Raw genomic sequence first — 20,876 nt, 5'->3', positions numbered from 1 at the left:
AATAGAATACTTTTTATAATCATTCTATATTCTTTATACTCTTTTCATAGTCATTCTATATTTTGTATCTTAGAATTCTTAAAAAATAAAATAACGGAAATATATAAAAGTCTTATGGCATTCGATATCGATATGATAAAAAAGGTGTATGCTCAGGTTGCTGAAAGAGTAGATGCTGCTCGCGAAGTAACTGGAAAACCTTTAACATTAGCAGAGAAAATTTTGTACTCACATCTTTGGGATGGTAAAAGCAAAGAAGCTTTCACAAGAGGGAAAGATTATGTTGATTTTGCACCAGACAGAATTGCGTGTCAGGATGCAACTGCTCAGATGGCATTATTGCAATTTATGCAAGCTGGAAAAAAGAAAGTTGCAGTGCCAACGACAGTACACTGTGATCATTTAATTCAAGCCAAAGTTGGTGCCGATAAAGATTTACAGTCTGCTATGAATACCAGTAGCGAAGTATTTAATTTCTTAGAATCTGTATCCGATAAATATGGAATTGGATTCTGGAAACCAGGAGCAGGTATTATACATCAGGTAGTGTTAGAAAATTATGCATTTCCAGGAGGTATGATGATCGGTACTGATTCTCATACCGTAAATGCAGGAGGATTAGGAATGGTAGCAATTGGTGTAGGTGGAGCTGATGCTGTGGATGTAATGGCTGGAATGCCTTGGGAATTAAAATTTCCTAAATTAATAGGTGTAAAATTAACAGGTAAACTATCTGGTTGGACAGCACCAAAAGATGTGATTTTAAAAGTGGCAGAAATTCTTACTGTTAAAGGTGGAACTGACGCTATTGTAGAATATTTTGGACCTGGAGCTATTTCAATGTCGTGTACAGGAAAAGGAACTATTTGTAATATGGGAGCCGAAATTGGTGCTACAACATCTACTTTTGGTTATGATGAATCAATGGAACGTTATTTACGTGCTACTGATAGAGCTGGTGTCGCGGATGCTGCTAATGAAGTAAAAGAACATTTAACAGCGGATCCAGAAGTATATGCTAATCCTGAGCAATATTTTGATCAAGTTATAGAAATCAATTTATCAGAATTAGGGCCATTATTAAATGGACCATTTACTCCAGATTTATCAACAGAAGTTGGTACTGCTATGACTGAAAAAGCAAAAGCTAATGATTGGCCATTACAAGTAGAATGGGGATTAATAGGTTCATGTACTAATTCTTCATATGAAGATTTATCACGTGCCTCTTCTATTGCGCAACAAGCAATTGATAAAGGTTTAAAAATGAAATCGGAATTAGGAATTAATCCTGGTTCGGAACAAGTAAGATATACGGCAGAAAGAGATGGTATTCTAGGGATATTCGAAAAACTGGATGCTAAAATCTTTACAAATGCTTGCGGACCTTGTATAGGACAATGGGCAAGATATAGTGATCCTAAAAATGCACCTAAAAACAGTATAGTTCACTCTTTTAATAGAAACTTTGCCAAGCGTGCAGATGGAAATCCTAATACACATGCTTTTGTAGCTTCTCCAGAATTAACAGCAGCAATTGCAGTATCTGGGCGTTTGGATTTCAATCCACTAACGGATAAGTTAATTAATGAAGAAGGACAAGAAGTAATGTTCGATGAGCCAACGGGATGGGAGTTACCACCAAAAGGTTTCGAAGTAGAGGATGCAGGATACTTAGCACCACAAGAAGATGGTTCTAATGTAGAAGTAAATGTAAGTCCAACTTCAGAAAGGTTAGAATTATTAACTCCATTTGAGCCAATAGGTGATGAAATAAAAGGAGCAAAACTATTAATCAAAGCTTTTGGTAAATGTACTACCGATCATATTTCTATGGCAGGTCCTTGGTTACGTTACAGAGGGCATTTAGATAATATATCTAATAACTGTTTGATTGGAGCTGTTAATGCTTTTGGAAAAAAGACAAACTTTGTTAAAAACCAATTAGATGGAGAATTTGGTGGTGTTCCAGATACAGCAAGAGCTTATAAAGCTGCTGGTGTTCCTACCATAGTAGTAGGTGATCACAATTATGGAGAAGGTTCTTCTCGTGAGCACGCAGCAATGGAGCCAAGACACTTAGGCGTTGTGGCGGTAATTGTAAAATCGTTTGCTCGTATACACGAAACTAACCTTAAGAAACAAGGTATGTTAGGATTAACGTTCGCAAATGAAGCGGATTACGATAAAATTCAAGAAGATGATACGATCAATTTCTTAGATTTAGATGCTTTTGCACCAGGAAAAACATTGAATATAGAATTTGTTCATGCGGACGGATCTAAAGATGTGATCGAAGTAAACCATACTTATAATGATTCTCAAATCGAATGGTTTAAAGAAGGTTCTGCTTTAAATTTAATAAAGAAACAAAACGCTTAAGTTTTACTTAGGTACTATAAATTATTAGAAAACTCCTGAAGACTATTCTTCGGGAGTTTTTTTTAAACGTGAAATATGAATTTGAGAAAAAATAAGATCGCCTGTTGTTTGTTAATAGGCTTGATTATGCTCGTATGTGAACAATCGTTTAGTCAGGTGGATACTACAAAAGTTGCCTTTGTAGCATATTGGTCTATAGGTGACGTCTATGATTATAAGGTTACTAAAATTAAAGAAGAATGGAAAGAGAAAATACTCAAAAAGAAAGACTCATCTCAATATATAGCAAGTTTTAAGGTAATAGATTCTAGTGACAAGCATTATAAGATTAGTTGGAAATATAAGAATAACTTTAGTGATACATATCGACTTCCTAAGGAATTAGTAGGGAAGTTTTCTAAATATAAATTTACAGAAGTGATTTATACAACTACTGAAATGGGAGAGTTTGTTGGAATTGAAAATTGGGAGGAAATTCGTGATATAACAAAAGGTGTATTTGTTGATGTAATAGAAACGTTTAAGAAGGAGGATCCAGATAAATATAATAAAATGGTGGAGTTTATGAAGCCTTTTGTTGACATATATAGTTCTAAAGAAGGTATTGAAGGAGTTGTCTTGAAAGAATTACAGTATATACACTTTCCTTTTGGATTAGAATATGATATACGCGAAGTATTAGAGTATGAAGATGAGTTCCCAAATATGCTAGGTGGAGACCCTATAAAAGCAAATGCAAAACTATTCTTTGAAGATGTTGATTTTGAAAATGAATACTGTACCATTAGACAAGAATCCAAAATTAATGCGGACGATATGAAATCGGTAGTTTTGGGCTTGTTTAAAAGAATGGGATTGAAAGGTGAAAAAATGAGGGAAGCAATGAGCAAGGCAAAATTTGACATAAACGATACCAATATGTATCAGTATTTTTATTTTCCTGGAGTTGCTACAAATATTAATACTCAAAGAGAGGTAATTATTAATATAGAAGGTAAAGATGCTAGACGATTAGAAAAAACACGAATAGAATTAATTATAGAGTAATATTTTTTAAATTATTCTTAATTTTGCGTATATGGTACGCCAAAATATTAAAGTAGCGGTAGATGCAGTAGTCTTTGGATACAAAGATAAAGCATTGCATGTGCTTTTAATCAAAAGAGATATAGAGCCGTTTAAAGATTCGTGGGCCTTACCAGGTGGTTTGGTATTAGAAAATGAAAGCCTAGAAGATGCTGTAGAACGAGAACTGAAAGAAGAGACTAACGTTACCGTGGATTATTTGGAGCAGTTGTATTCTTTTGGTAAACCTGGTAGAGATCCAAGAAATAGAGTAGTGAGTATTACTTATTTTGGTTTGGTAAAACCAGAACACCATAGTATAAAAGCAGATACAGATGCAAATGATGTAGCTTGGTTTGATATTAACGAGCTTCCTGAGTTAGCTTTCGATCATGCTACCATACTAGATATAGCGAAGAAAAGATTACGTGATAAATTAACCTATGAACCTATAGGTTTTGATTTATTGGCAGATAAGTTTCTATTTTCAGATTTGGAGAAGCTGTATATGACAATTCTGGATAAACAAATCGACCGAAGAAATTTTAGAAAGAAAATTCTAAGTTTTGGTATTTTAGAAGAGCTAAAAGAAAAAATTTCTGAGGGAAGAGGAAGGCCAGCGACTCTTTTCAAATTCAATCATAAACAATACTTCAAACTTAAAGAAGAAGGTTTCCTTTTCGATATTAAGTAAGTTCTTGTTGTACTTCGAGCAGAGTCGAGAAGTGATAAAAACACCTTTCTTTTATCTTTCTTTATTATTCCAGTGTGTCGTACTATACTTGCCGAAATATAGGCTAGGACCCAAATAGTATCCTATCAAACTAATCTTTTATTGTGTTTTTTACGCAAAATATTTTGTCAGTAGATTGATCTGTTTTATATTTGCGTAAAAATAACACAATTATGCAGTATTTACATTTAGATCCGTCATTTACTCCTTTTAATAAGTCCATAGCATTTACCTCTTTTGTTTTTAATGGAGGTGAGCCACACATCAAAATTTCTGAAGAGTCCTTAGGAAAAGAAGTGACAATTACACATCGATTGAATTCTTTTAATGATGTTGGTTTGCTATTAGTTGCTACAGATGCGTTGAGGAGAATGGATGTGAAATTGATTAATGTGCTAATACCTTATTTTCCTGCAGCAAGACAAGATAGAGTAATGGTTAGCGGTGAGTCACTAAGTGTAAAAGTATATGCGGATATTATAAATGCGCAAAACTATAACCAGGTGATGGTTTTTGACCCGCATTCTGAAGTAACTTCAGCTTTGCTGAATAATGTAAAAGTGATTGAGAATTATGGTTATGTAAAAGAATGTTTGGATCAGATTAATGAAGAGGTGGTGTTGATATCTCCAGATGGTGGAGCTTTAAAAAAGATCTATAAAGTATCAGCGTATTTAGGAGGAATAGAAGTAGTAGAATGTTCTAAGAAAAGAGATGTAAAAACAGGCAAACTATCTGGGTTTAGAGTATATGAAGAAGATCTGAAAGGGAAACATTGTGTAATCGTGGATGATATCTGTGATGGAGGAGGAACTTTTTTAGGGTTGGCAACAGCGTTAAAAGAAAAAAATGCAGGAAAGCTAAGCTTGATAGTGAGTCACGGGATTTTTAGCAAAGGCTTTGAGGAATTAAACAAGTCATTTGATACTGTTTTTACTACCAATTCTTTTAGAGATATAGAAGAGGAGAAAGTGGTGCAGTTTTCTGTCATATAATCAGTTTTGTTAAACGGAGAAGATCGAATGGTGAGGAATGTAAAAAGAATATGTATAAGGAATTAAAAGAAGGAAACATGATGGATGAAGACAAAAAAAGAACAGTTATTTTATTTGGTGCAGGAGCAGTAATAGATTTTGGCGGACCTACAACTTGGGAGCTTACAGAGTCGATAAAAGATTATGGTTTTTATTGTAAAGACAATGAAACTAGAATTACCAAATTTATATATGAGGTTTTAAGTAAAGAAGGATACGATGAAACTGAAATTAATTTTGAGACAATAATAAACATTATAGAGGATTTCATAATTTATTATTCGTATGCAGATAGAAAGAAAACTAATTCATTTAGTAAAGTCTTTTTGGATTCTAAATTTGAAGATGAGCTGCTGAATTTTTCAATTAGAGGTGGAGAAGAGAAGCATGGTTATACTATTAATATCCCTAAGGTTCCCCAAGATTTTATTAAGAATTCTTATTCAAATGAATCTCCAAAGCAGTTCTTTTTGCAACATTTATTAGTAAACCTGCTTACAGATATTAGTAATAGAATTTCTAAGTATACATATCATACGAAAGGACATTCATTAGTTGTGACAGATGAAAAGAAAGAATTGAATGAAAATTTCCAAAATTGGATGAAGCAAATATCGAAAAATTCAATTCTAAGAATGTATACTTTAAATTATGATCGAGTATTTAAAATTCTTTCTGAGAGAGTTGGAATTAAAGTTTTCGAAGGATTTGATACAGGTGAATTTGTACCTCAAGAGAATGTTAATATAGATCTCAAGAAGATTTTATCAGACTTTGATTGCAATGTACATTATAGTTTGCACGGTTCCGTTTTTTGGAGAATTAAAACTAGAGAAAATGGTTTTGAAATTGATCCCCAAGTTATATTGAAACCTTATCCAGGTTTACCAATAAATAGTACTGATTTACCCATGCTACAAATGGAGAAAGGAAAGAATATTTTGATGTCTAATATTGTAACAGGATATCATAAGACACAAAAATCTTTCCTATCACCTTTTAGACAGATGCAGTCAACTTTTGATAGAGACTGTATGTTAACTAATGAGATGTACATCATAGGGTATTCGTTTGGAGATGCACACATAAATACTAGTATTAAAAATGCTGTAGTTCACAATGAAAAATTAGTATTGAATTTTGTAGATCCATCATTATCTAATGTAATAGATATTGATTCCAATAAAAATAACATGGAGAGAATCTTAATAGATATCCTTAAGAAAGAATCTTTAGCTATGGTGAAAAGTCAGAAAATAATAAGAGATGATTATCACGAGTATTTTAATGGTAAAATAAAAATAAATATAGTAGGAATGAAAGATTTTTTAAAAGCTCAATTAATGTAAAACGTCCTATTGAAATTTCAACGTAAAAAATGAAGTGAACGAAACGTAAAATTAAATTTATGAAGAGTGAAAAAGGTTATTTGAAGTTACGTTTTCCTTTGAAAACAAAAGCTTAAATAATTCAAAGACGTTTTAATTTAATTTAGTGGAGAGAGCAATATTTTTAGTAGAAATTTCATAAGACTAGACTTTTTTGTTTCTTTTTTGGGCAATGCAAAAAAGAAAGGCAATAATACTAGATAATCATGAAAGTAATCACAGCACCAACAAAAATAGAACTAGGTAAAAATCTTAGTGTTTTTCTAGCAGGAAGTATCGAAGTAGGTGTTGCAGAAAGGTGGCAGGATATAGTTATCAAGAAGCTGTCAAAAGAAAATGTAACCTTGTTAAATCCCAGAAGAGCAAGTTGGGATGCTAGTTGGAAACAAGAAATAGACAATCCTGTTTTTAAAGAACAAGTAAGTTGGGAATTAGAAGCGTTAGAAAAGTCTGATATGATCATAATGTACTTTGATAAAAATACCAAGTCACCAATTACGCTTTTAGAATTGGGGTTATTTGCTAGAAGCGGAAAACTAATTGTTTGTTGCCCAGATGGATTTTGGAGAAAAGGAAATGTAGATATTGTTTGTGAACGACATGAGGTGCCACAAGTTAGTGGTTTAGAAGAATTGATTAATGAAGTAAAGAAGAGAGTGAAATGAAAAATTTATTAGAACAAATAAAAGGAGGAATATTTGGAGTAGCCGTTGGTGATGCATTAGGAGTACCTTATGAGTTCTTGGATAGAGATCAAATGGATAAAAGACCTGCTCGTGACATGATCGGGTATGGTACACATAATCAACCAGAAGGAACTTGGTCTGATGATAGTTCATTAACTTTTTGTCTGATGGATAGTTTATGTAATGGATACGATTTAAATGATATAGCTTCAAAATTTTCAGCTTGGTTTTATGAAAATCTTTGGACACCTAGAGGATTCGTTTTTGATATTGGTATAACAACTAAAAATGCAATCTATCAATATAAAAGAGGTATGACACCTGATCTATGTGGCGGACTAGATGAATATTCTAATGGCAATGGTTCTCTGATGCGGATATTACCATTGGTATATTTTCTAAAAGATGAAAGTAATATTAATATAAGGTATGATATTATCAAAAGAGTTTCATCTATTACACACGGGCATTTGAGATCTGTTTTTTCCTGTTTTATTTATGTAGAATATGCCTTATTGCTTCTAAATGGCAGAGATAAATTTGAAGCCTATGAAGCTATTAAAAAACCAATACTAGATTTTGCCATTGAAAACGAATTTAATCCAAAAGAAATTACTTTGTTTTCTAGAATTTTAGAAGAAGATATCTCAAAACAAGATAGATTTAATATCAAAGGAACCGGATATGTATTGAGAACTTTAGAAGCCTCATTTTGGTGTTTACTTAATTCAGAATCTTATGAAGAAGCTGTACTGAAAGCAGTGAATCTGGGTGAAGATACGGATACTACAGCTGCAGTGACAGGTGGCTTAACAGGATTGTATTATGGATATGATGCAATTCCTGAAACTTGGAAACTACAGTTAACAAGATTTGAAGATATAGATGATTTGACGGAAAGGTTTAATGAAAGTTTAATCTAATTATACGTCTGTTCGAGTGTTTTGTAGTAATGAAATGAATACAAAATGTATCGAGAACAAGGTAATTGATGAATAAAAGAAATAATGAAATATACATTACAATATATACAGGAACAATTCAATAGAGGAAAAAGTTTAAAATACTTATTCTTCTGGGGACATACTCCTAATAAAGATGGAAGTATTGGTAAAAGCTGTTTTAGTCAATAGTGGAATCAATCCTTCGAAGTGGAAGGAATTATCTACAAAACAGCAGAGCATTGGATGATGGCTGAAAAAGCCAGATTGTTTGAAGACTCTCTAATTTTGAAAGAGATTATTGACTGTAATCAACCAATGGAAGCTAAGCAGCTAGGTAGAAAGGTTAAAAACTTTGACCCTAAAATATGGGATACTCATAAATATGAGATTGTAAAACAAGGAAACTATCATAAGTTCTCTCAGCATGAAGAACAGAAACAGTTTTTGTTGAATACAAAGAAAAGAATTATTGTAGAAGCTAGTCCAAGATATCGCATATGGGGAATCGGAATGGGACAAGCTAACGAAAAAGCACAAAACCCAAATTTATGGAGAGGGCAGAACCTATTAGGTTTTGCTTTGATGGAAGTGAGGGATATGCTAAGTCCATAAAGGACGCTTAAAGATTAAAAAAAATGCAAAAGACATTACGTAAAATAACAGCAAAGGAAACTTTAAAAATCGTAAATAAAGGACTATATATTAATCAAAATAACGAAAAAATATATATTCGTAAGATACAAGAGGAAGCTGTAAATGGAACAATGTATCATTCTTCGGGTGAACTGGATGATATTTTGTATTCTCTTCAATTAAAGTCGATACACAAAACAATTTTTGAAGTTGTAGAAGAAACAACCATTAGCAGTATTCAAAGATTAATATCAGCGGGATACACAAATCCTATGTGTTTAAATTTTGCTTCTGCTAAAAATCCTGGAGGAGGTTTTTTTAATGGAGCACAAGCTCAGGAAGAAAGTATAGCTAGATCTTCGGGATTATATCCATGTCAACTATCAGCCATAGAATTTTATGAAACGCATAGAGCAATGAAATCATGTATTTATACAGATGGCATGATTTATAGCCCTAAAGTTCCGATTCTACGAAATGATAAAGGAGCGTTATTTGATGAACCAATAGTAAGTTCAATAATTACAGCTGCAGCTGTTAATATGGGAGTAGTTAAAAGATTTGAGGCTGATAAAGTTTCCGAGATTGAAGATATAATGAGAGTAAGAATTGATAAGCTGTTAATACTTTCTGCGGCAAATAATCATAAAACTTTGATTTTAGGAGCTTGGGGATGTGGAGTATTTCAGAATGATCCTAAAATGATAGCGAGACTGTTTTCAGAGTTATTAAAAGGAAAGTATAGAGGAGTATTTGAGAAAGTAGTTTTTGCAATTTATGCAAAAAGTAAAAAGTATATAGAAGCTTTTCAAAATGAATTTGAGAAATGAAATTAAAAGAATTTTGTAGGAATGGGAATGATTCAAGAAATAAGAGCAGATTATAATAGAGAGACAGTTACTGTATATCAAGCATATGGCAAATCCATTGCGTTGCCTGCTATCAAGAATAATAAGTTCGAATCACCTTTTTCTTTTAATCGAATGACTTGGATTAAACCATCGTATTTATGGTTAATGGAGCGAAGTAATTGGGGAACAAAATCCAATCAAGAGTATATCCTTGGAATAAAAATAAAGAGAGCCCATTGGGAAAAAGCTTTATCAATAGGAGTACTAACAGATCCGGATAAAGCAATTTATAAAAGCGGAGCTTTATGGAATAAGGAATTTCAGAATGCAAAAGTTCATATTCAATGGGATCCAGAAAGAACTTTAAAAGGAGCTAAGATGCAAGTAAGATCTATTCAGGTGGGTATTGGTAGAGATTTAATAAAAGAATATAATGAAGAATGGATACAGGAAATAACCGACTTAACTCCATTGACAAAGAAAATTCGATTATTACTAAAAGAAGGGAAATATAAGGAAGCTAAAAGATTAGTGCCTGGAGAAAAAATATATGAAGTTCCGGATGATACAAAACGAAGAATAGGGATTAGGTAAACGAAACAAAGATGAAACAAATAACTTATATAAAAGGAGATGCTACAGTACCGCAAGCCAAAGGTACTAAGATCATTGTGCATATATGCAATAATATCGGAGGCTGGGGAAAAGGTTTTGTGGTAGCAATATCTAAAAGATGGCCGGAACCTGAAAAAGCATATAGAGAATGGCATCGAAATCGTGCTAAAAATGATTTTGAGCTTGGAGCAACTCAGGTAATACAAGTTTCTAATGATAAATATGTGGGAAATATGATTGCTCAACAAGGAATAAAAACAGGAAGCAAAGGTGTACCTATTAGATATGAAGCGGTAAAAACTTGTTTAGAAAAAATAGCTATAGAAGCTCAACGATTAGATGCTAGTATTCATATGCCAAGAATAGGTTGTGGATTAGCTGGAGGGAAATGGACGGAAATAGAACCTTTGATAGAACAGACTTTATTGACTGAGGATTTGGATGTTTATGTATATGATTTTGATTGAGTTTTTTTAATAAGAAAGGCTATGTACAATTAGAAATTATTGATATAAGAAATGGAAGAAATTAAGTTTTATAGTGAAAAAGGTAATTGGGGTGAGTTTTCGAATTTCGCATTATATCCAATAAGGATAGATGGTGAAATTTGGCCAACTACGGAACATTACTTTCAAGCACAAAAGTTTGAGAACAATTCCTATAAAGATAAAATTAGAAAGAGTCGTTCGCCAATGAAAGCAGCTGAACTAGGGAGATCAAGAAAGATGAAAATAAAAAAGAACTGGGATCGTATTAAAGATAATATCATGTATGATGCTGTTTTTGCCAAGTTTACTCAATATTCTGAATTAACAGATTTACTGATTAAGACTAATCATGCTAAAATCATTGAACATACTGAGAATGATACTTATTGGGGAGATGGTGGCGATGGTAAAGGAAAAAATAAATTAGGTAAAATTTTAATGAAAGTTAGAAGCAAATTGCGAAGCGTGTAAATATAAATTTCTGTAGAAAATGAAACTAAAACTACTTCAATCTGATATTACTACTATAAAAGTAGAAGCTATTGTCAATGCGGCTAATACTTCTTTGTTAGGTGGAGGAGGAGTGGATGGAGCAATTCATAGAAAAGGCGGTTCTGAAATTTTAGAAGCTTGTAGAAAAGTTAGAGTTGCTCAAGGAAAATGTAATCCAGATGAAGCGGTGATTACTACTGCAGGAAATCTTCCTGCTGAATATGTAATCCACACCGTTGGACCTGTATGGAATACTGGAGGAAAAATAAAAGAAGAGCTATTGAGAAGTTGTTATGTCAATTCATTGCAATTAGCGATGGATAATGGAGTAAGAACAATTGCTTTTCCCAACATCAGTACAGGAATCTATAAGTTCCCTAAAGAGCTAGCCGCCAAAATTGCTATTGAAACGGTTAATGACTTTAATTCAGATGAAATAGAAGAGGTGATTTTTGTTTGCTTTGATGAGGAGAATTATAAGCTATATGATAAATTGTTAAGGATAAAATAATAAAACTATGTATACACTAGATAAAATACCTTTTTTTCAGGAAGTAGAAGAAAGCAATAATGTATTGTTGGCAGGAATGGGTGGAGGCTTTGACATTTACGCTGCTTTGCCATTGTATTTTAGTTTGATAAAGCAAGGTAAAAAAGTAACTATAGCTAATTATTCGTTTACGAGATTAAATGATACTAATTCAGAATCCGTATTTCCTTTTTGTTACAAAATAAGATCTGGAGATCAGGTGTATACGATACCAGCATATTTTCCAGAGAAGTATCTTAAGTTATGGTTTCAATCTCAAGGAGTTTTAGTGGATATTTACGCTTTTGAAAGAATAGCGGTCCAACCACTTAAAGATGCATATCAGTTTTTAGTAGATAAACACGAAATAGATACATTGGTCTTAGTGGATGGTGGAACTGATTGTTTAATGTTTGGTGATGAGGAAGGCCTAGGAACTCCGCAAGAAGATATTTGTTCTATGGCGGCAGCTTTTCAGACGAATGTAGATAAGAAACTTTTAGTAAGTGTTGGGTTTGGAGTAGATCATTTTCATGGAGTTTCACATTATAGATTTTTAGAAAACTTGGCAGAATTGGATCAAGAGAAAGCATATTTAGGATCTTTTCAAGTACTAAACACAATGCCCGAAGGACAGAAATATAAAGAAGCCATCGATTTTGTAGACAGTAAAATGAAAGGAATGGAAAGTATTGTCTCTAATTCTATCATTAGTGCTTTAGAAGGGAATTACGGTAACTATCATAGAACCAATAGAACAAAAGGGAGTGAGTTATGGATTAATCCATTAATGACCATCTATTGGTGTTTTGAACTAGAAAAGGTTATGAAGAAGAATAAATATTATGACAATATAAAAAATACAAATACGGTAGTAGAGTTTACGGCTAAATTGTCTGAATATAGAGCAAATTTAGATGATTATAGAGAAAAGAGACAGATACCAATTTAGAAATGAAAACAACAACATTATATAGACCTGTAGGATTAAAAGAACTAGAGTTAATTCATGCAGGTGGATGGACATATTTTCCTCCGCGATTGAGTTGGCAACCTATTTTCTATCCTGTGATGAATGAAGCATATGCGATAGAAATAGCAACCAAATGGAACTTGGATGATGAAGGATCTGGATATTCAGGTTTTGTAACCGCTTTCGATATAGAAGAATCGTTTGTTAAAAAATATAAAGTGGAAAATGTAGGAGGCCCAACTCATAATGAGCTATGGATTCCGGCAGAAGAATTAGAAGATTTTAATAACCATATTGTTGGAGAAATCAGGATGACAAAAGTATATTTTGGAAAGAAATATACTCCTCCTGGAAATGAAGAATTAAAAAGAATAATAAATAAAACTCAGGAATTGAGTTAAAGTGTCACGCTGGGCCCTTCGAAAAGTTCAGAGTGCCAAAAGAAACAAAAATGAAAACAAATACTAAACAAATAAGTAAATTTTTAAGCCTTATCCTAAGGCACAATCCAGGAAAAATAGGATTGCAATTAGATGAAAACGGTTGGGCAGATGTAAGCGAATTAATAAGCAAAGCGAATAAATATCGTAATAAACTGAATATAGAAACGCTAAAAGAAGTTGTTGCTACCAATGACAAAAAACGTTTTGCATTCAATGATGACGAAACGAAAATCAGAGCAAATCAGGGACATTCTATAGAAGTTGATTTGGAGTATACAACTGTTCAGCCACCAGAATTTTTATATCACGGAACAGTAGGGAAATTCAGAGAAGATATACGAAGAAAAGGCTTACTAAAAATGAGCCGACATCATGTACATCTTAGCGAAGAACTAGAAACAGCAATGAAGGTAGGTTCCAGAAGAGGAGTACCGATCATACTAACGGTTCGATCGGGAGATATGCATCGTAACGGTATTGAATTTTATCAATCCGATAATGGAGTCTGGTTAACCGATACAGTTGCTCCAGAGTATATCGAGTTTAAAAAGTAAAAGTAATGACCAAGAAAGTACTACATCCTGAAATATTTTTAATTGAAGATTTTCTTTCAAAAGAAATGTGTGATCATTTCATAGAGAAAGGAGAACAGGTTTCATTCGAAGAGGCTAAAGTCTCTATTGATGGTAGACAAGTGATGGTAAAAGGAGTTCGCAACAATCAGCGAATTATGTTCAAAGATCAATTGTTAGCGGATAAGATATGGAAACAATTAGAACCTTATGTGGTACAGAATTTTGGGGTTTATAAAGCGAATGGCCTTAATGAAATGTTTCGCATTTATAAGTATGAAGACGGGCAACGATTTAAAATGCATCGAGACGGTAGTTATAAACGAAATGAGAAGGAATGTAGTTTCTTCTCATTTCTTATATACTTAAATGACGATTTTGTAGGAGGTGAAACCTATTTTGAAGAAGGAGTTACAATTATACCAAAATTAGGAGAAGCACTATTGTTTCACCATCCATTGCGTCACGAAGGAAAACCTATCTTATCAGGAACAAAATATGTATTAAGAACTGATATAATGTATCGTCTAGATTAAAGTATGATTACTAAAAAAGAAAAGTTTCTAGGTTCTATGTTTTTGGGCGTAATTGGTGATGCTATGGGAAGTGGGTTTGAAAATATTTCAAAAAAGCCATTGGATGACAAAACTTTCTATCCGTTTGGGAAACCAAAGTTTAAATTACCAGAATGGAGAATAACTGATGATACACAATTAACGATAATAACTTGTGAAGCGTTGTTAGAAGATTTGGAATTAAAACCAGAAGTACTATCTAAGTATTTTGTGAATTATTTTTCAAAGGGAATAATTCGAGGAATAGGAGCTTCTACTTTAAAAGCTTTTCAAGAACTCCAGATAGGTATAGACTGGAGTCAAACAGGAAGAAGAGGCGAGTATGCTGCAGGAAATGGAGCGGCTATGCGGATTGCGCCTTTAGCTTTTATTGATAAGATAAAAAGAAATAGAATTGAGGACATCTGTTCAATTACACATAAGAACTCAGAAGCATATATTGGAGCGCTTGCGGTTGTTATTTCTATAAGAACAATTCTAAATGGAAATTGGTTAAATGATATCAGCTTACTCAAACTAGTAGCGGATCAACTTCCTTCTTCAAATGTTCGTGAACGAATTTTAGAATTAAGTGATTTAGAAAATAGTATTTCAATACAAGAAGTTGCAAAAAAATATGGAAATGATGGTTATGTAGTGAATTCAATTCCCTTTTGCATTTTTGCTGCTAGTAAGATAAAAAATAATCATATCAGTTTTATTTTTGACGAGATCATAGAATCTGAAGGAGATACGGATACTAATTGTTCTATTACAGGGCAAATCTGTGGAACTTATTTAGGAATAAATAAGGTGCCTCTGTTATTCAAAGAAAAATTAAAGAAATTACCTGAATATGATTGGTTAAGTTGTCGTGTAGAGGAATTAGGTGCTAAAACAATGTAATAGAATGAGAACACTAGTAATTGGAGATATTCATGGAGGTTATAAAGCATTAATACAGGTTTTGGAAAGAGCAGAACTTACGCCAGAAGACAAGTTGATTTTCTTAGGAGATTATGTCGATGGATGGAGTGAATCTGCAGAAACCATACAGAAATTAATAGATCTTTCAGTATCCAATGAATGTGTTTTTATTAGAGGGAATCATGATTTATGGTGCGGTTTATGGCTAGATAAAGGAGCTACCAATCCAGTTTGGTTGGCTCACGGAGGAAAAGAGACAATGAACAGTTATATCCAATCAGGTTTGTTAGCCAATAATTCGCATAAACGGTTTTTTGAAGATTTACAGAATTATCATATAGACGCAGAAAATAGACTTTTCATCCACGCTGGATTTACCTCGATGCATGGTGTCGGTAAAGAAGAGTACGAATCTAATTATTATTGGGATAGAACGCTTTGGGAAGCAGCCTTACTAGCCGATAAAGTAGAAGAAAAAACGTTAGAAGAGATGCTTACTTCTCCCAAACGATTTAATCATTACAAAGAAATTTATATTGGACATACACCTACTACTGATTATAAAATAGAAACACCAATAAAAGCATACAATCTATGGAATATCGATACAGGAGCTGCTTTTAAGGGTAAAGTCACTATACTCGATATTGATACTAAAGAATTTTGGCAAAGTGATCCATTACCTTCGTTGTATCCAGATGAAAAAGGACGAAACTAATCCGTTTAATTTTACCTGAAAACAGGGTGGTTTTTATAGAAAATAGTAGCGATTTTTATCATTCGAAATACTAAAAATAAAAACTGTGAAATTTTCATTAGGACACATAAGCAATTTCAATAGTAAGATTCCTTTTCTTTTAGTATGGTATATTTTCTTTTTTAATACTATAAATTCTCAAAATATGGAAGATTTTATTGAGTATGATTCTTTTGTAATTGTAGATAAACCTCAGAAAGTATATCAAGGTTATTATAAAGATGGTCAGCCCTTTAATGGATATTTTTCAAAAGGAAATGATGAATTTCCAAGAGTTGATTATTATGAGAACGGAGAAGCTAAATTTCAATATTCCTTAGATATTTATCAAATGGCTTTAGGAGGAGAAGGTGAGATAGATGAATCATCGGAGATGGTAGAAATTGAGATGAGTGAGGAAGAATATAATGAATATGAAAAGAATCTATACAAACCAAAATTAAACATCAAGTCCGTTTATGAAAATGGTCAAATAATAAATGGATATGAATACGAAGAAGCATCTTCTGTAATGTTCTCTAAGAAAATAGAGAATTATAATATAACAGAATTACATGTTGATGTATTTGCAATGCATTATTATCAAAGAACTTCTATGGTTTTAATAGCAGATACTATTCTTATAGGATCACCTACATTAGACGCTGCAGGAGAGAAATTGCAAGTTCGATTATCAAGAAAGGAGAGTGGTTGGGTTGCTGATTATGATATAAATGGAAAGCATATAGGATCTAAATATTTTATAAAAGGCGAAAGCAAAAACCTACCAGTAAACAGTACACTATTCTTATATGATCAAAATAATGACATATATGGTTATGGTACTAGTGGTTTTGAAGAATACCCTTCTAGGTTAGATTTAATAAATATATCAAATATTTATTTTGAACAACCTAATACATTTACTTCCGAAAATGTACAAGCTTTTTTTAAAGCTTTAGTAGATGCTTCTATAATTGAGATGAAGCGAGAAGAAGATATTCGCTCAAAGGAACCAGAGATATATAGAGGATATCTTATAATTGGAAATAATGGAGATATAACCACTGGTGTACGTTTCTTTGAGAAGGAAAACGACTCCTATTATGAAGAATATAAAAATGGAAAGAAACTTAAAAAAGAAAAAGTAAATCTTATTAAATTTCAGGAAGTTTTTAAGGAGTATCTGAATAACATACGTGAGGATTAGCTTATTTTTCGAATTAGCTGCTGGAATCATCTAAAAGAAAATTCTTATAAAATTTTATCAAATTAAAAATAAAAACTATATTTGCGTATAATTAACGCAAAATAAATAGCTATATGAATCCACTACTATTAACAGACGGTTACAAATTAGGTCATAAAGAACAATATCCAGATGGAACTACCTTAGTGTATTCTAATTGGACTCCAAGAAAGAGTAGGATAGATGGGATTAATCATGTAGTGTTCTTTGGATTGCAATATTTTGTAAAAGAATATTTAATAAAAAGATTTAACGATAGTTTCTTTAATCTTCCAAAAGAGGAGGTTGTTTTAGAATATAAAAAATATGTTGATCATTATTTAGGTATTGACTATGATGTTAAACATATTTCTGCGTTGCACGATTTAGGATATCTACCTATTGAAATAAAAGGATTACCTGAAGGTACAGAAGTACCGATTAGAGTACCGATGTTTACATTGGTAAATACAAAACCAGAATTCTTTTGGTTGACAAATTATCTAGAAACTCTGCTTTCTAGTATTATATGGCAACCATGTACCTCTGCTACTATTGCAAAACAATATCAAAAAATTCTTAGTAAGTATGCTTCAGAAACAGATAAAGAAAACCTAGAGTTTATAACCTGGCAAGGTCACGATTTCTCTATGAGAGGAATGTCTGGTACAGAATCTGCAATTCTTAGTGGTATGGGACACGCGCTTTCTTTTTCAGGTAGTGACACATTACCAGTAGCAAAAGCATATGAGATGTATTATAATGCCGATGTTACCAAAGAGTTAGTAATTGGGAGTGTGAATGCTACAGAGCATAGTGTGATGTGTGCTGGTAGTAAAGATGATGAGATTGGTACCTTCAGAAGATTATTAGAAACGTACCCTACTGGCATTTTATCTGTAGTATCTGATACATGGGATCTTTGGAAAGTACTAACAGAATATCTCCCTAAGTTAAAAAATGAAATTTTGGAACGTGATGGTAAACTGGTGATCAGACCAGATTCTGGTGATCCTGTGGATATCATCTGTGGTTGCGAACATAAGGACCCGGTAATCGCTAAAGGAGTTATTGGGTTACTTTGGGATGAATTTGGCGGGACTACTAATGAGCAAGGGTATAAAGTGCTAAATCCTAAAATTGGAGCTATTTATGGAGATAGTATTACTATTGATAGAGCAACCGAGATTTGTGAACGCCTTAAACAAAAAGGATTTGCATCTACTAATGTAGTATTGGGAATCGGAAGTTTTACCTATCAATATAATACCAGAGATACTTTTGGGTTTGCTATGAAGGCAACCTATGTTGAAGTGGACGGAGAAGGAAGAGAGATTTTTAAAGACCCTATTACCGACGATGGAACCAAAAAATCAGCAAAAGGGTTGATGCAACTTTTCCGGTCTAATGGAGCAATTGTTCTTAAAGATCAATGTACGGTAAAAGAAGAAACTCAGGGATTGTTTCAGACAGTTTTTAAAGATGGTAAATTGATGATTAATGAAAGTTTATCTGTTATCCGAAAACGAATTTTAACATAAGTTAAAATACATAATAATAAAAACTCCCAAAAGATATCTCTTGGGAGTTTTTTTATGCCTGGATATTTAGGGTTTCCTTTGAAGAAGTTGTTATTATAATAGAAGAATATTCGTTTTTGTATGAAAACAAAATCTCACGAATTTTTCTGTAAGGATCGTGTTTTAATAACGACATATTCTTTGATATCAATTATTTGATATCTAACTAACTTATAAAAAAACACAATCATCATGAGTGCAATCTGGTTTTTTGAGGATGCCAATCTCTTCAAGGTATTATGTCCTCATAAGTTTAAAAAGTATAAGAAAGATCACGACTTTGACGCTTACAAAAAAAGCGATTACATCTATTTCGAAAAAGACTCTGCTAACAAGGTATATCTTATCGAAAAGGGAAAAGTGAAAATTGGTTATTATTCTGAAGATGGTAATGAAGTAGTAAAGGCAATCCTTACACGTGGAGAGCTTTTTGGAGAAAAAGCAATTTTGGGTGAAGATAGAAGAACTGAATTTGCTCAATCTGTGGATAACACTACTTCTATTTGCCCAATTGGAGTGCAAACAATGCATGATCTAATGAGGGATAATCAGACTTTTAGTCTCAAAATCTATAAATTTATTGGTATGCGTTTTAAGCGTCTAGAAAGAAGATTACAACTTCTTTTGTTTAAGGATACCAAAACGAGATTATTAGAATTCTTTGATGAACTCAAAGAAGATTTTGGATATTGCTGTCCTAATACCGGAGATACAGTAATACTACATCCATATACGCAAAGAGATATTGCGAATCTAATCGGAACATCTCGACCTACACTAAATATCATTATGAATGAATTAAAAGAATCTAAACAAATTGATTTCAATAGAAAAGAGATTCGTTTGAAAAATGTTGCTTAGTGTTAGCTACCTAACATTTTAAAAAGTTTTATGGAATTATTTTTACAGTAATAATAATCATAAAACAAAAAGCAATGTTTAAAAAATTAATGATAGGAATCTTAGCGATAGGATTAATCGCAGTTTCCTGTAGTGACGATGATGATAGTGTGGTTGTCGCTAATGCCGGTGAAATTTCTGGTGGCCCTTTCGAATTTGACGTAGATGGAGATGCTGATATGGTATCAGGAATCACATTAGATGCCGCAGGTGCATCTGGAGAGAATAGTACTTGGATCATAACTGATGATCAAGGGAATATTTTAGGATTACCACCTACAATAACAGCGGTAGAAGGTGTGAATTTTGATGGCGCAGGTGTAGGAACTTGTTTTATTTGGTATGCTAGATACAATGGTACAGTTACCGGATTAGAAATGGGTATGAACGCTAACAGTGTTACTGGAGATTTTGATCTTTCTAATTCAATTACTGTAGTTCGTAACCAAGTTGTAAATGCTGGAGTTATTTCTGGAGGTCCTTTCGAATTTGATGTAGATGGAACCGCAGATATGGTATCAGGGATTACATTAGATGATGCCAATGCTTTTGGTGATAATGGTACTTGGATCGTAACTGATGATCAAGGGAATATTCTTGGATTACCACCTACCTTGGCAGCTGTAGAAGGAGTGAATTTTGATGCAGCAGGACCAGGCGTTTGCTTGATATGGTATGCACGATATAATGGAACTGTTACTGGACTGGAAATGGGAATGAATGCCAATGATGTTACTGGTATGTTTGATCTTTCTAATTCTATTACAGTAACTAGAAACTGTAACACAAGTGCAGGAGTATTATCTGGAGGTCCTTTTACTTTTATGGTAGATGGAACACCCGATATGGTAAGTGGGATAACATTGGATAGTTCGAATGCAGTTGGACCTAATAGTACTTGGGTTATTACGGATGATCAAGGAAAGATTTTGGGATTACCTCCAACGTTAGCTATGGTAGAAACAGTTGATTTTGATGGAGCTGGAGCTGGAGTGTGTTTTATCTGGTACTTAAGATATGAGAATGGAGTAGAAGGGTTAGCAATGGATATGAATACAAGCGACCTGAAAGGTTGTTTTAGCTTATCAAATTCTATTCAAGTAACAAGAAATTAATAATATTA

Annotated in this window: 24 protein-coding genes; all 24 read left to right on the top strand. The window is 32.9% G+C overall.

Annotated features, from left to right (window positions below):
* Positions 1–114 precede the first annotated feature (114 nt).
* The 24 genes from Q0975_RS13610 (at position 115) to Q0975_RS13500 (ending at position 20,868) form a co-directional block, all read left to right on the top strand.
* Positions 115–2,382, top strand: coding sequence for an aconitate hydratase (locus Q0975_RS13610; protein WP_299437529.1), 2,268 nt, complete (start codon positions 115–117; stop codon positions 2,380–2,382).
* Positions 2,383–2,457: 75 nt separating this feature from the next.
* Positions 2,458–3,429: a hypothetical protein gene (locus Q0975_RS13605; protein ID WP_299437527.1), complete on the top strand. Its 972-nt coding sequence runs from the start codon at positions 2,458–2,460 to the stop codon at positions 3,427–3,429.
* Positions 3,430–3,460: 31 nt separating this feature from the next.
* Positions 3,461–4,141: an NUDIX domain-containing protein gene (locus Q0975_RS13600; RefSeq protein WP_299437526.1), complete on the top strand. Its 681-nt coding sequence runs from the start codon at positions 3,461–3,463 to the stop codon at positions 4,139–4,141.
* A 212-nt stretch (positions 4,142–4,353) separates the two neighbouring features.
* A complete protein-coding gene (prs, locus tag Q0975_RS13595; RefSeq protein WP_299437524.1) occupies positions 4,354–5,175 on the top strand; it encodes a ribose-phosphate diphosphokinase in 822 nt (273 codons plus the stop codon).
* A gap of 50 nt (positions 5,176–5,225) precedes the next feature.
* Positions 5,226–6,563 (top strand): SIR2 family protein, encoded by a 1,338-nt coding sequence (locus Q0975_RS13590; protein WP_299437522.1) that lies wholly within the window; start codon positions 5,226–5,228, stop codon positions 6,561–6,563.
* Between the two features lie 245 nt (positions 6,564–6,808).
* On the top strand, positions 6,809–7,267 hold the full coding sequence (locus Q0975_RS13585; protein ID WP_299437519.1) for a nucleoside 2-deoxyribosyltransferase domain-containing protein: 459 nt from the start codon (positions 6,809–6,811) through the stop codon (positions 7,265–7,267).
* Positions 7,264–8,211 (top strand): ADP-ribosylglycohydrolase family protein, encoded by a 948-nt coding sequence (locus Q0975_RS13580; protein ID WP_299437517.1) that lies wholly within the window; start codon positions 7,264–7,266, stop codon positions 8,209–8,211. Before Q0975_RS13585 ends, Q0975_RS13580 begins: the two co-directional genes overlap by 4 nt.
* A gap of 84 nt (positions 8,212–8,295) precedes the next feature.
* A complete protein-coding gene (locus Q0975_RS28515) occupies positions 8,296–8,421 on the top strand; it encodes a hypothetical protein (RefSeq protein WP_366888779.1) in 126 nt (41 codons plus the stop codon).
* An 18-nt stretch (positions 8,422–8,439) separates the two neighbouring features.
* A complete protein-coding gene (locus tag Q0975_RS13575) occupies positions 8,440–8,844 on the top strand; it encodes an NADAR family protein (protein ID WP_366888777.1) in 405 nt (134 codons plus the stop codon).
* A gap of 23 nt (positions 8,845–8,867) precedes the next feature.
* On the top strand, positions 8,868–9,695 hold the full coding sequence (locus tag Q0975_RS13570) for a TIGR02452 family protein (protein WP_299437515.1): 828 nt from the start codon (positions 8,868–8,870) through the stop codon (positions 9,693–9,695).
* Between the two features lie 21 nt (positions 9,696–9,716).
* Complete coding sequence (locus tag Q0975_RS13565; protein WP_299437513.1) at positions 9,717–10,310, top strand: DUF4291 domain-containing protein; 594 nt, start codon at positions 9,717–9,719, stop codon at positions 10,308–10,310.
* Between the two features lie 11 nt (positions 10,311–10,321).
* Complete coding sequence (locus Q0975_RS13560; protein ID WP_299437511.1) at positions 10,322–10,798, top strand: macro domain-containing protein; 477 nt, start codon at positions 10,322–10,324, stop codon at positions 10,796–10,798.
* A gap of 51 nt (positions 10,799–10,849) precedes the next feature.
* On the top strand, positions 10,850–11,290 hold the full coding sequence (locus tag Q0975_RS13555; protein ID WP_299437509.1) for an NADAR family protein: 441 nt from the start codon (positions 10,850–10,852) through the stop codon (positions 11,288–11,290).
* Between the two features lie 19 nt (positions 11,291–11,309).
* On the top strand, positions 11,310–11,822 hold the full coding sequence (locus tag Q0975_RS13550) for an O-acetyl-ADP-ribose deacetylase (RefSeq protein WP_299437507.1): 513 nt from the start codon (positions 11,310–11,312) through the stop codon (positions 11,820–11,822).
* A 7-nt stretch (positions 11,823–11,829) separates the two neighbouring features.
* Positions 11,830–12,792 (top strand): DUF1152 domain-containing protein, encoded by a 963-nt coding sequence (locus Q0975_RS13545; protein WP_299437506.1) that lies wholly within the window; start codon positions 11,830–11,832, stop codon positions 12,790–12,792.
* Between the two features lie 2 nt (positions 12,793–12,794).
* Entirely contained in the window at positions 12,795–13,214 is a 420-nt protein-coding gene (locus Q0975_RS13540) for an ADP-ribosylation/crystallin J1 (RefSeq protein ID WP_299437504.1), read from the top strand.
* A 50-nt stretch (positions 13,215–13,264) separates the two neighbouring features.
* On the top strand, positions 13,265–13,810 hold the full coding sequence (locus tag Q0975_RS13535; protein ID WP_299437502.1) for an RNA 2'-phosphotransferase: 546 nt from the start codon (positions 13,265–13,267) through the stop codon (positions 13,808–13,810).
* A 5-nt stretch (positions 13,811–13,815) separates the two neighbouring features.
* A complete protein-coding gene (locus Q0975_RS13530) occupies positions 13,816–14,364 on the top strand; it encodes a 2OG-Fe(II) oxygenase (protein ID WP_299437500.1) in 549 nt (182 codons plus the stop codon).
* 3 nt (positions 14,365–14,367) lie between these two features.
* Positions 14,368–15,288, top strand: a complete 921-nt coding sequence (locus tag Q0975_RS13525; RefSeq protein WP_299437498.1) for an ADP-ribosylglycohydrolase family protein — start codon at positions 14,368–14,370, stop codon at positions 15,286–15,288.
* A gap of 4 nt (positions 15,289–15,292) precedes the next feature.
* On the top strand, positions 15,293–16,027 hold the full coding sequence (locus tag Q0975_RS13520; RefSeq protein WP_299437496.1) for a metallophosphoesterase family protein: 735 nt from the start codon (positions 15,293–15,295) through the stop codon (positions 16,025–16,027).
* Positions 16,028–16,112: 85 nt separating this feature from the next.
* Entirely contained in the window at positions 16,113–17,255 is a 1,143-nt protein-coding gene (locus Q0975_RS13515; RefSeq protein ID WP_299437494.1) for a hypothetical protein, read from the top strand.
* A gap of 113 nt (positions 17,256–17,368) precedes the next feature.
* Positions 17,369–18,814 carry a nicotinate phosphoribosyltransferase gene (locus tag Q0975_RS13510; protein WP_299437492.1) on the top strand — a complete coding sequence of 482 codons (1,446 nt, stop codon included), beginning with the start codon at positions 17,369–17,371 and terminating at the stop codon, positions 18,812–18,814.
* Between the two features lie 231 nt (positions 18,815–19,045).
* Positions 19,046–19,714: a Crp/Fnr family transcriptional regulator gene (locus Q0975_RS13505; protein ID WP_299437490.1), complete on the top strand. Its 669-nt coding sequence runs from the start codon at positions 19,046–19,048 to the stop codon at positions 19,712–19,714.
* 74 nt (positions 19,715–19,788) lie between these two features.
* Positions 19,789–20,868: a hypothetical protein gene (locus Q0975_RS13500; protein WP_299437488.1), complete on the top strand. Its 1,080-nt coding sequence runs from the start codon at positions 19,789–19,791 to the stop codon at positions 20,866–20,868.
* The last annotated feature ends 8 nt before the right edge of the window (positions 20,869–20,876 follow it).

The organism is uncultured Aquimarina sp., from assembly GCF_947500065.1.
Taxonomy (GTDB): Bacteria; Bacteroidota; Bacteroidia; order Flavobacteriales; family Flavobacteriaceae; genus Aquimarina.
Note: the sequence above shows the minus strand (reverse complement) of the source record. Positions and strands in the feature narration are given on the sequence as shown.

Bases quoted from the DNA above. Each gene is read 5' to 3' on its own strand.
- Q0975_RS13610 (WP_299437529.1), top strand. From the start codon at position 115: ATGGCATTCGATATCGATATGATAAAAAAGGTGTATGCTCAGGTTGCT.
- Q0975_RS13605 (WP_299437527.1), top strand. From the start codon at position 2,458: ATGAATTTGAGAAAAAATAAGATCGCCTGTTGTTTGTTAATAGGCTTG.
- Q0975_RS13600 (WP_299437526.1), top strand. From the start codon at position 3,461: ATGGTACGCCAAAATATTAAAGTAGCGGTAGATGCAGTAGTCTTTGGA.
- prs (WP_299437524.1), top strand. From the start codon at position 4,354: ATGCAGTATTTACATTTAGATCCGTCATTTACTCCTTTTAATAAGTCC.
- Q0975_RS13590 (WP_299437522.1), top strand. From the start codon at position 5,226: ATGTATAAGGAATTAAAAGAAGGAAACATGATGGATGAAGACAAAAAA.
- Q0975_RS13585 (WP_299437519.1), top strand. From the start codon at position 6,809: ATGAAAGTAATCACAGCACCAACAAAAATAGAACTAGGTAAAAATCTT.
- Q0975_RS13580 (WP_299437517.1), top strand. From the start codon at position 7,264: ATGAAAAATTTATTAGAACAAATAAAAGGAGGAATATTTGGAGTAGCC.
- Q0975_RS28515 (WP_366888779.1), top strand. From the start codon at position 8,296: ATGAAATATACATTACAATATATACAGGAACAATTCAATAGAGGAAAA.
- Q0975_RS13570 (WP_299437515.1), top strand. From the start codon at position 8,868: ATGCAAAAGACATTACGTAAAATAACAGCAAAGGAAACTTTAAAAATC.
- Q0975_RS13565 (WP_299437513.1), top strand. From the start codon at position 9,717: ATGGGAATGATTCAAGAAATAAGAGCAGATTATAATAGAGAGACAGTT.
- Q0975_RS13560 (WP_299437511.1), top strand. From the start codon at position 10,322: ATGAAACAAATAACTTATATAAAAGGAGATGCTACAGTACCGCAAGCC.
- Q0975_RS13555 (WP_299437509.1), top strand. From the start codon at position 10,850: ATGGAAGAAATTAAGTTTTATAGTGAAAAAGGTAATTGGGGTGAGTTT.
- Q0975_RS13550 (WP_299437507.1), top strand. From the start codon at position 11,310: ATGAAACTAAAACTACTTCAATCTGATATTACTACTATAAAAGTAGAA.
- Q0975_RS13545 (WP_299437506.1), top strand. From the start codon at position 11,830: ATGTATACACTAGATAAAATACCTTTTTTTCAGGAAGTAGAAGAAAGC.
- Q0975_RS13540 (WP_299437504.1), top strand. From the start codon at position 12,795: ATGAAAACAACAACATTATATAGACCTGTAGGATTAAAAGAACTAGAG.
- Q0975_RS13535 (WP_299437502.1), top strand. From the start codon at position 13,265: ATGAAAACAAATACTAAACAAATAAGTAAATTTTTAAGCCTTATCCTA.
- Q0975_RS13530 (WP_299437500.1), top strand. From the start codon at position 13,816: ATGACCAAGAAAGTACTACATCCTGAAATATTTTTAATTGAAGATTTT.
- Q0975_RS13525 (WP_299437498.1), top strand. From the start codon at position 14,368: ATGATTACTAAAAAAGAAAAGTTTCTAGGTTCTATGTTTTTGGGCGTA.
- Q0975_RS13520 (WP_299437496.1), top strand. From the start codon at position 15,293: ATGAGAACACTAGTAATTGGAGATATTCATGGAGGTTATAAAGCATTA.
- Q0975_RS13510 (WP_299437492.1), top strand. From the start codon at position 17,369: ATGAATCCACTACTATTAACAGACGGTTACAAATTAGGTCATAAAGAA.
- Q0975_RS13505 (WP_299437490.1), top strand. From the start codon at position 19,046: ATGAGTGCAATCTGGTTTTTTGAGGATGCCAATCTCTTCAAGGTATTA.
- Q0975_RS13500 (WP_299437488.1), top strand. From the start codon at position 19,789: ATGTTTAAAAAATTAATGATAGGAATCTTAGCGATAGGATTAATCGCA.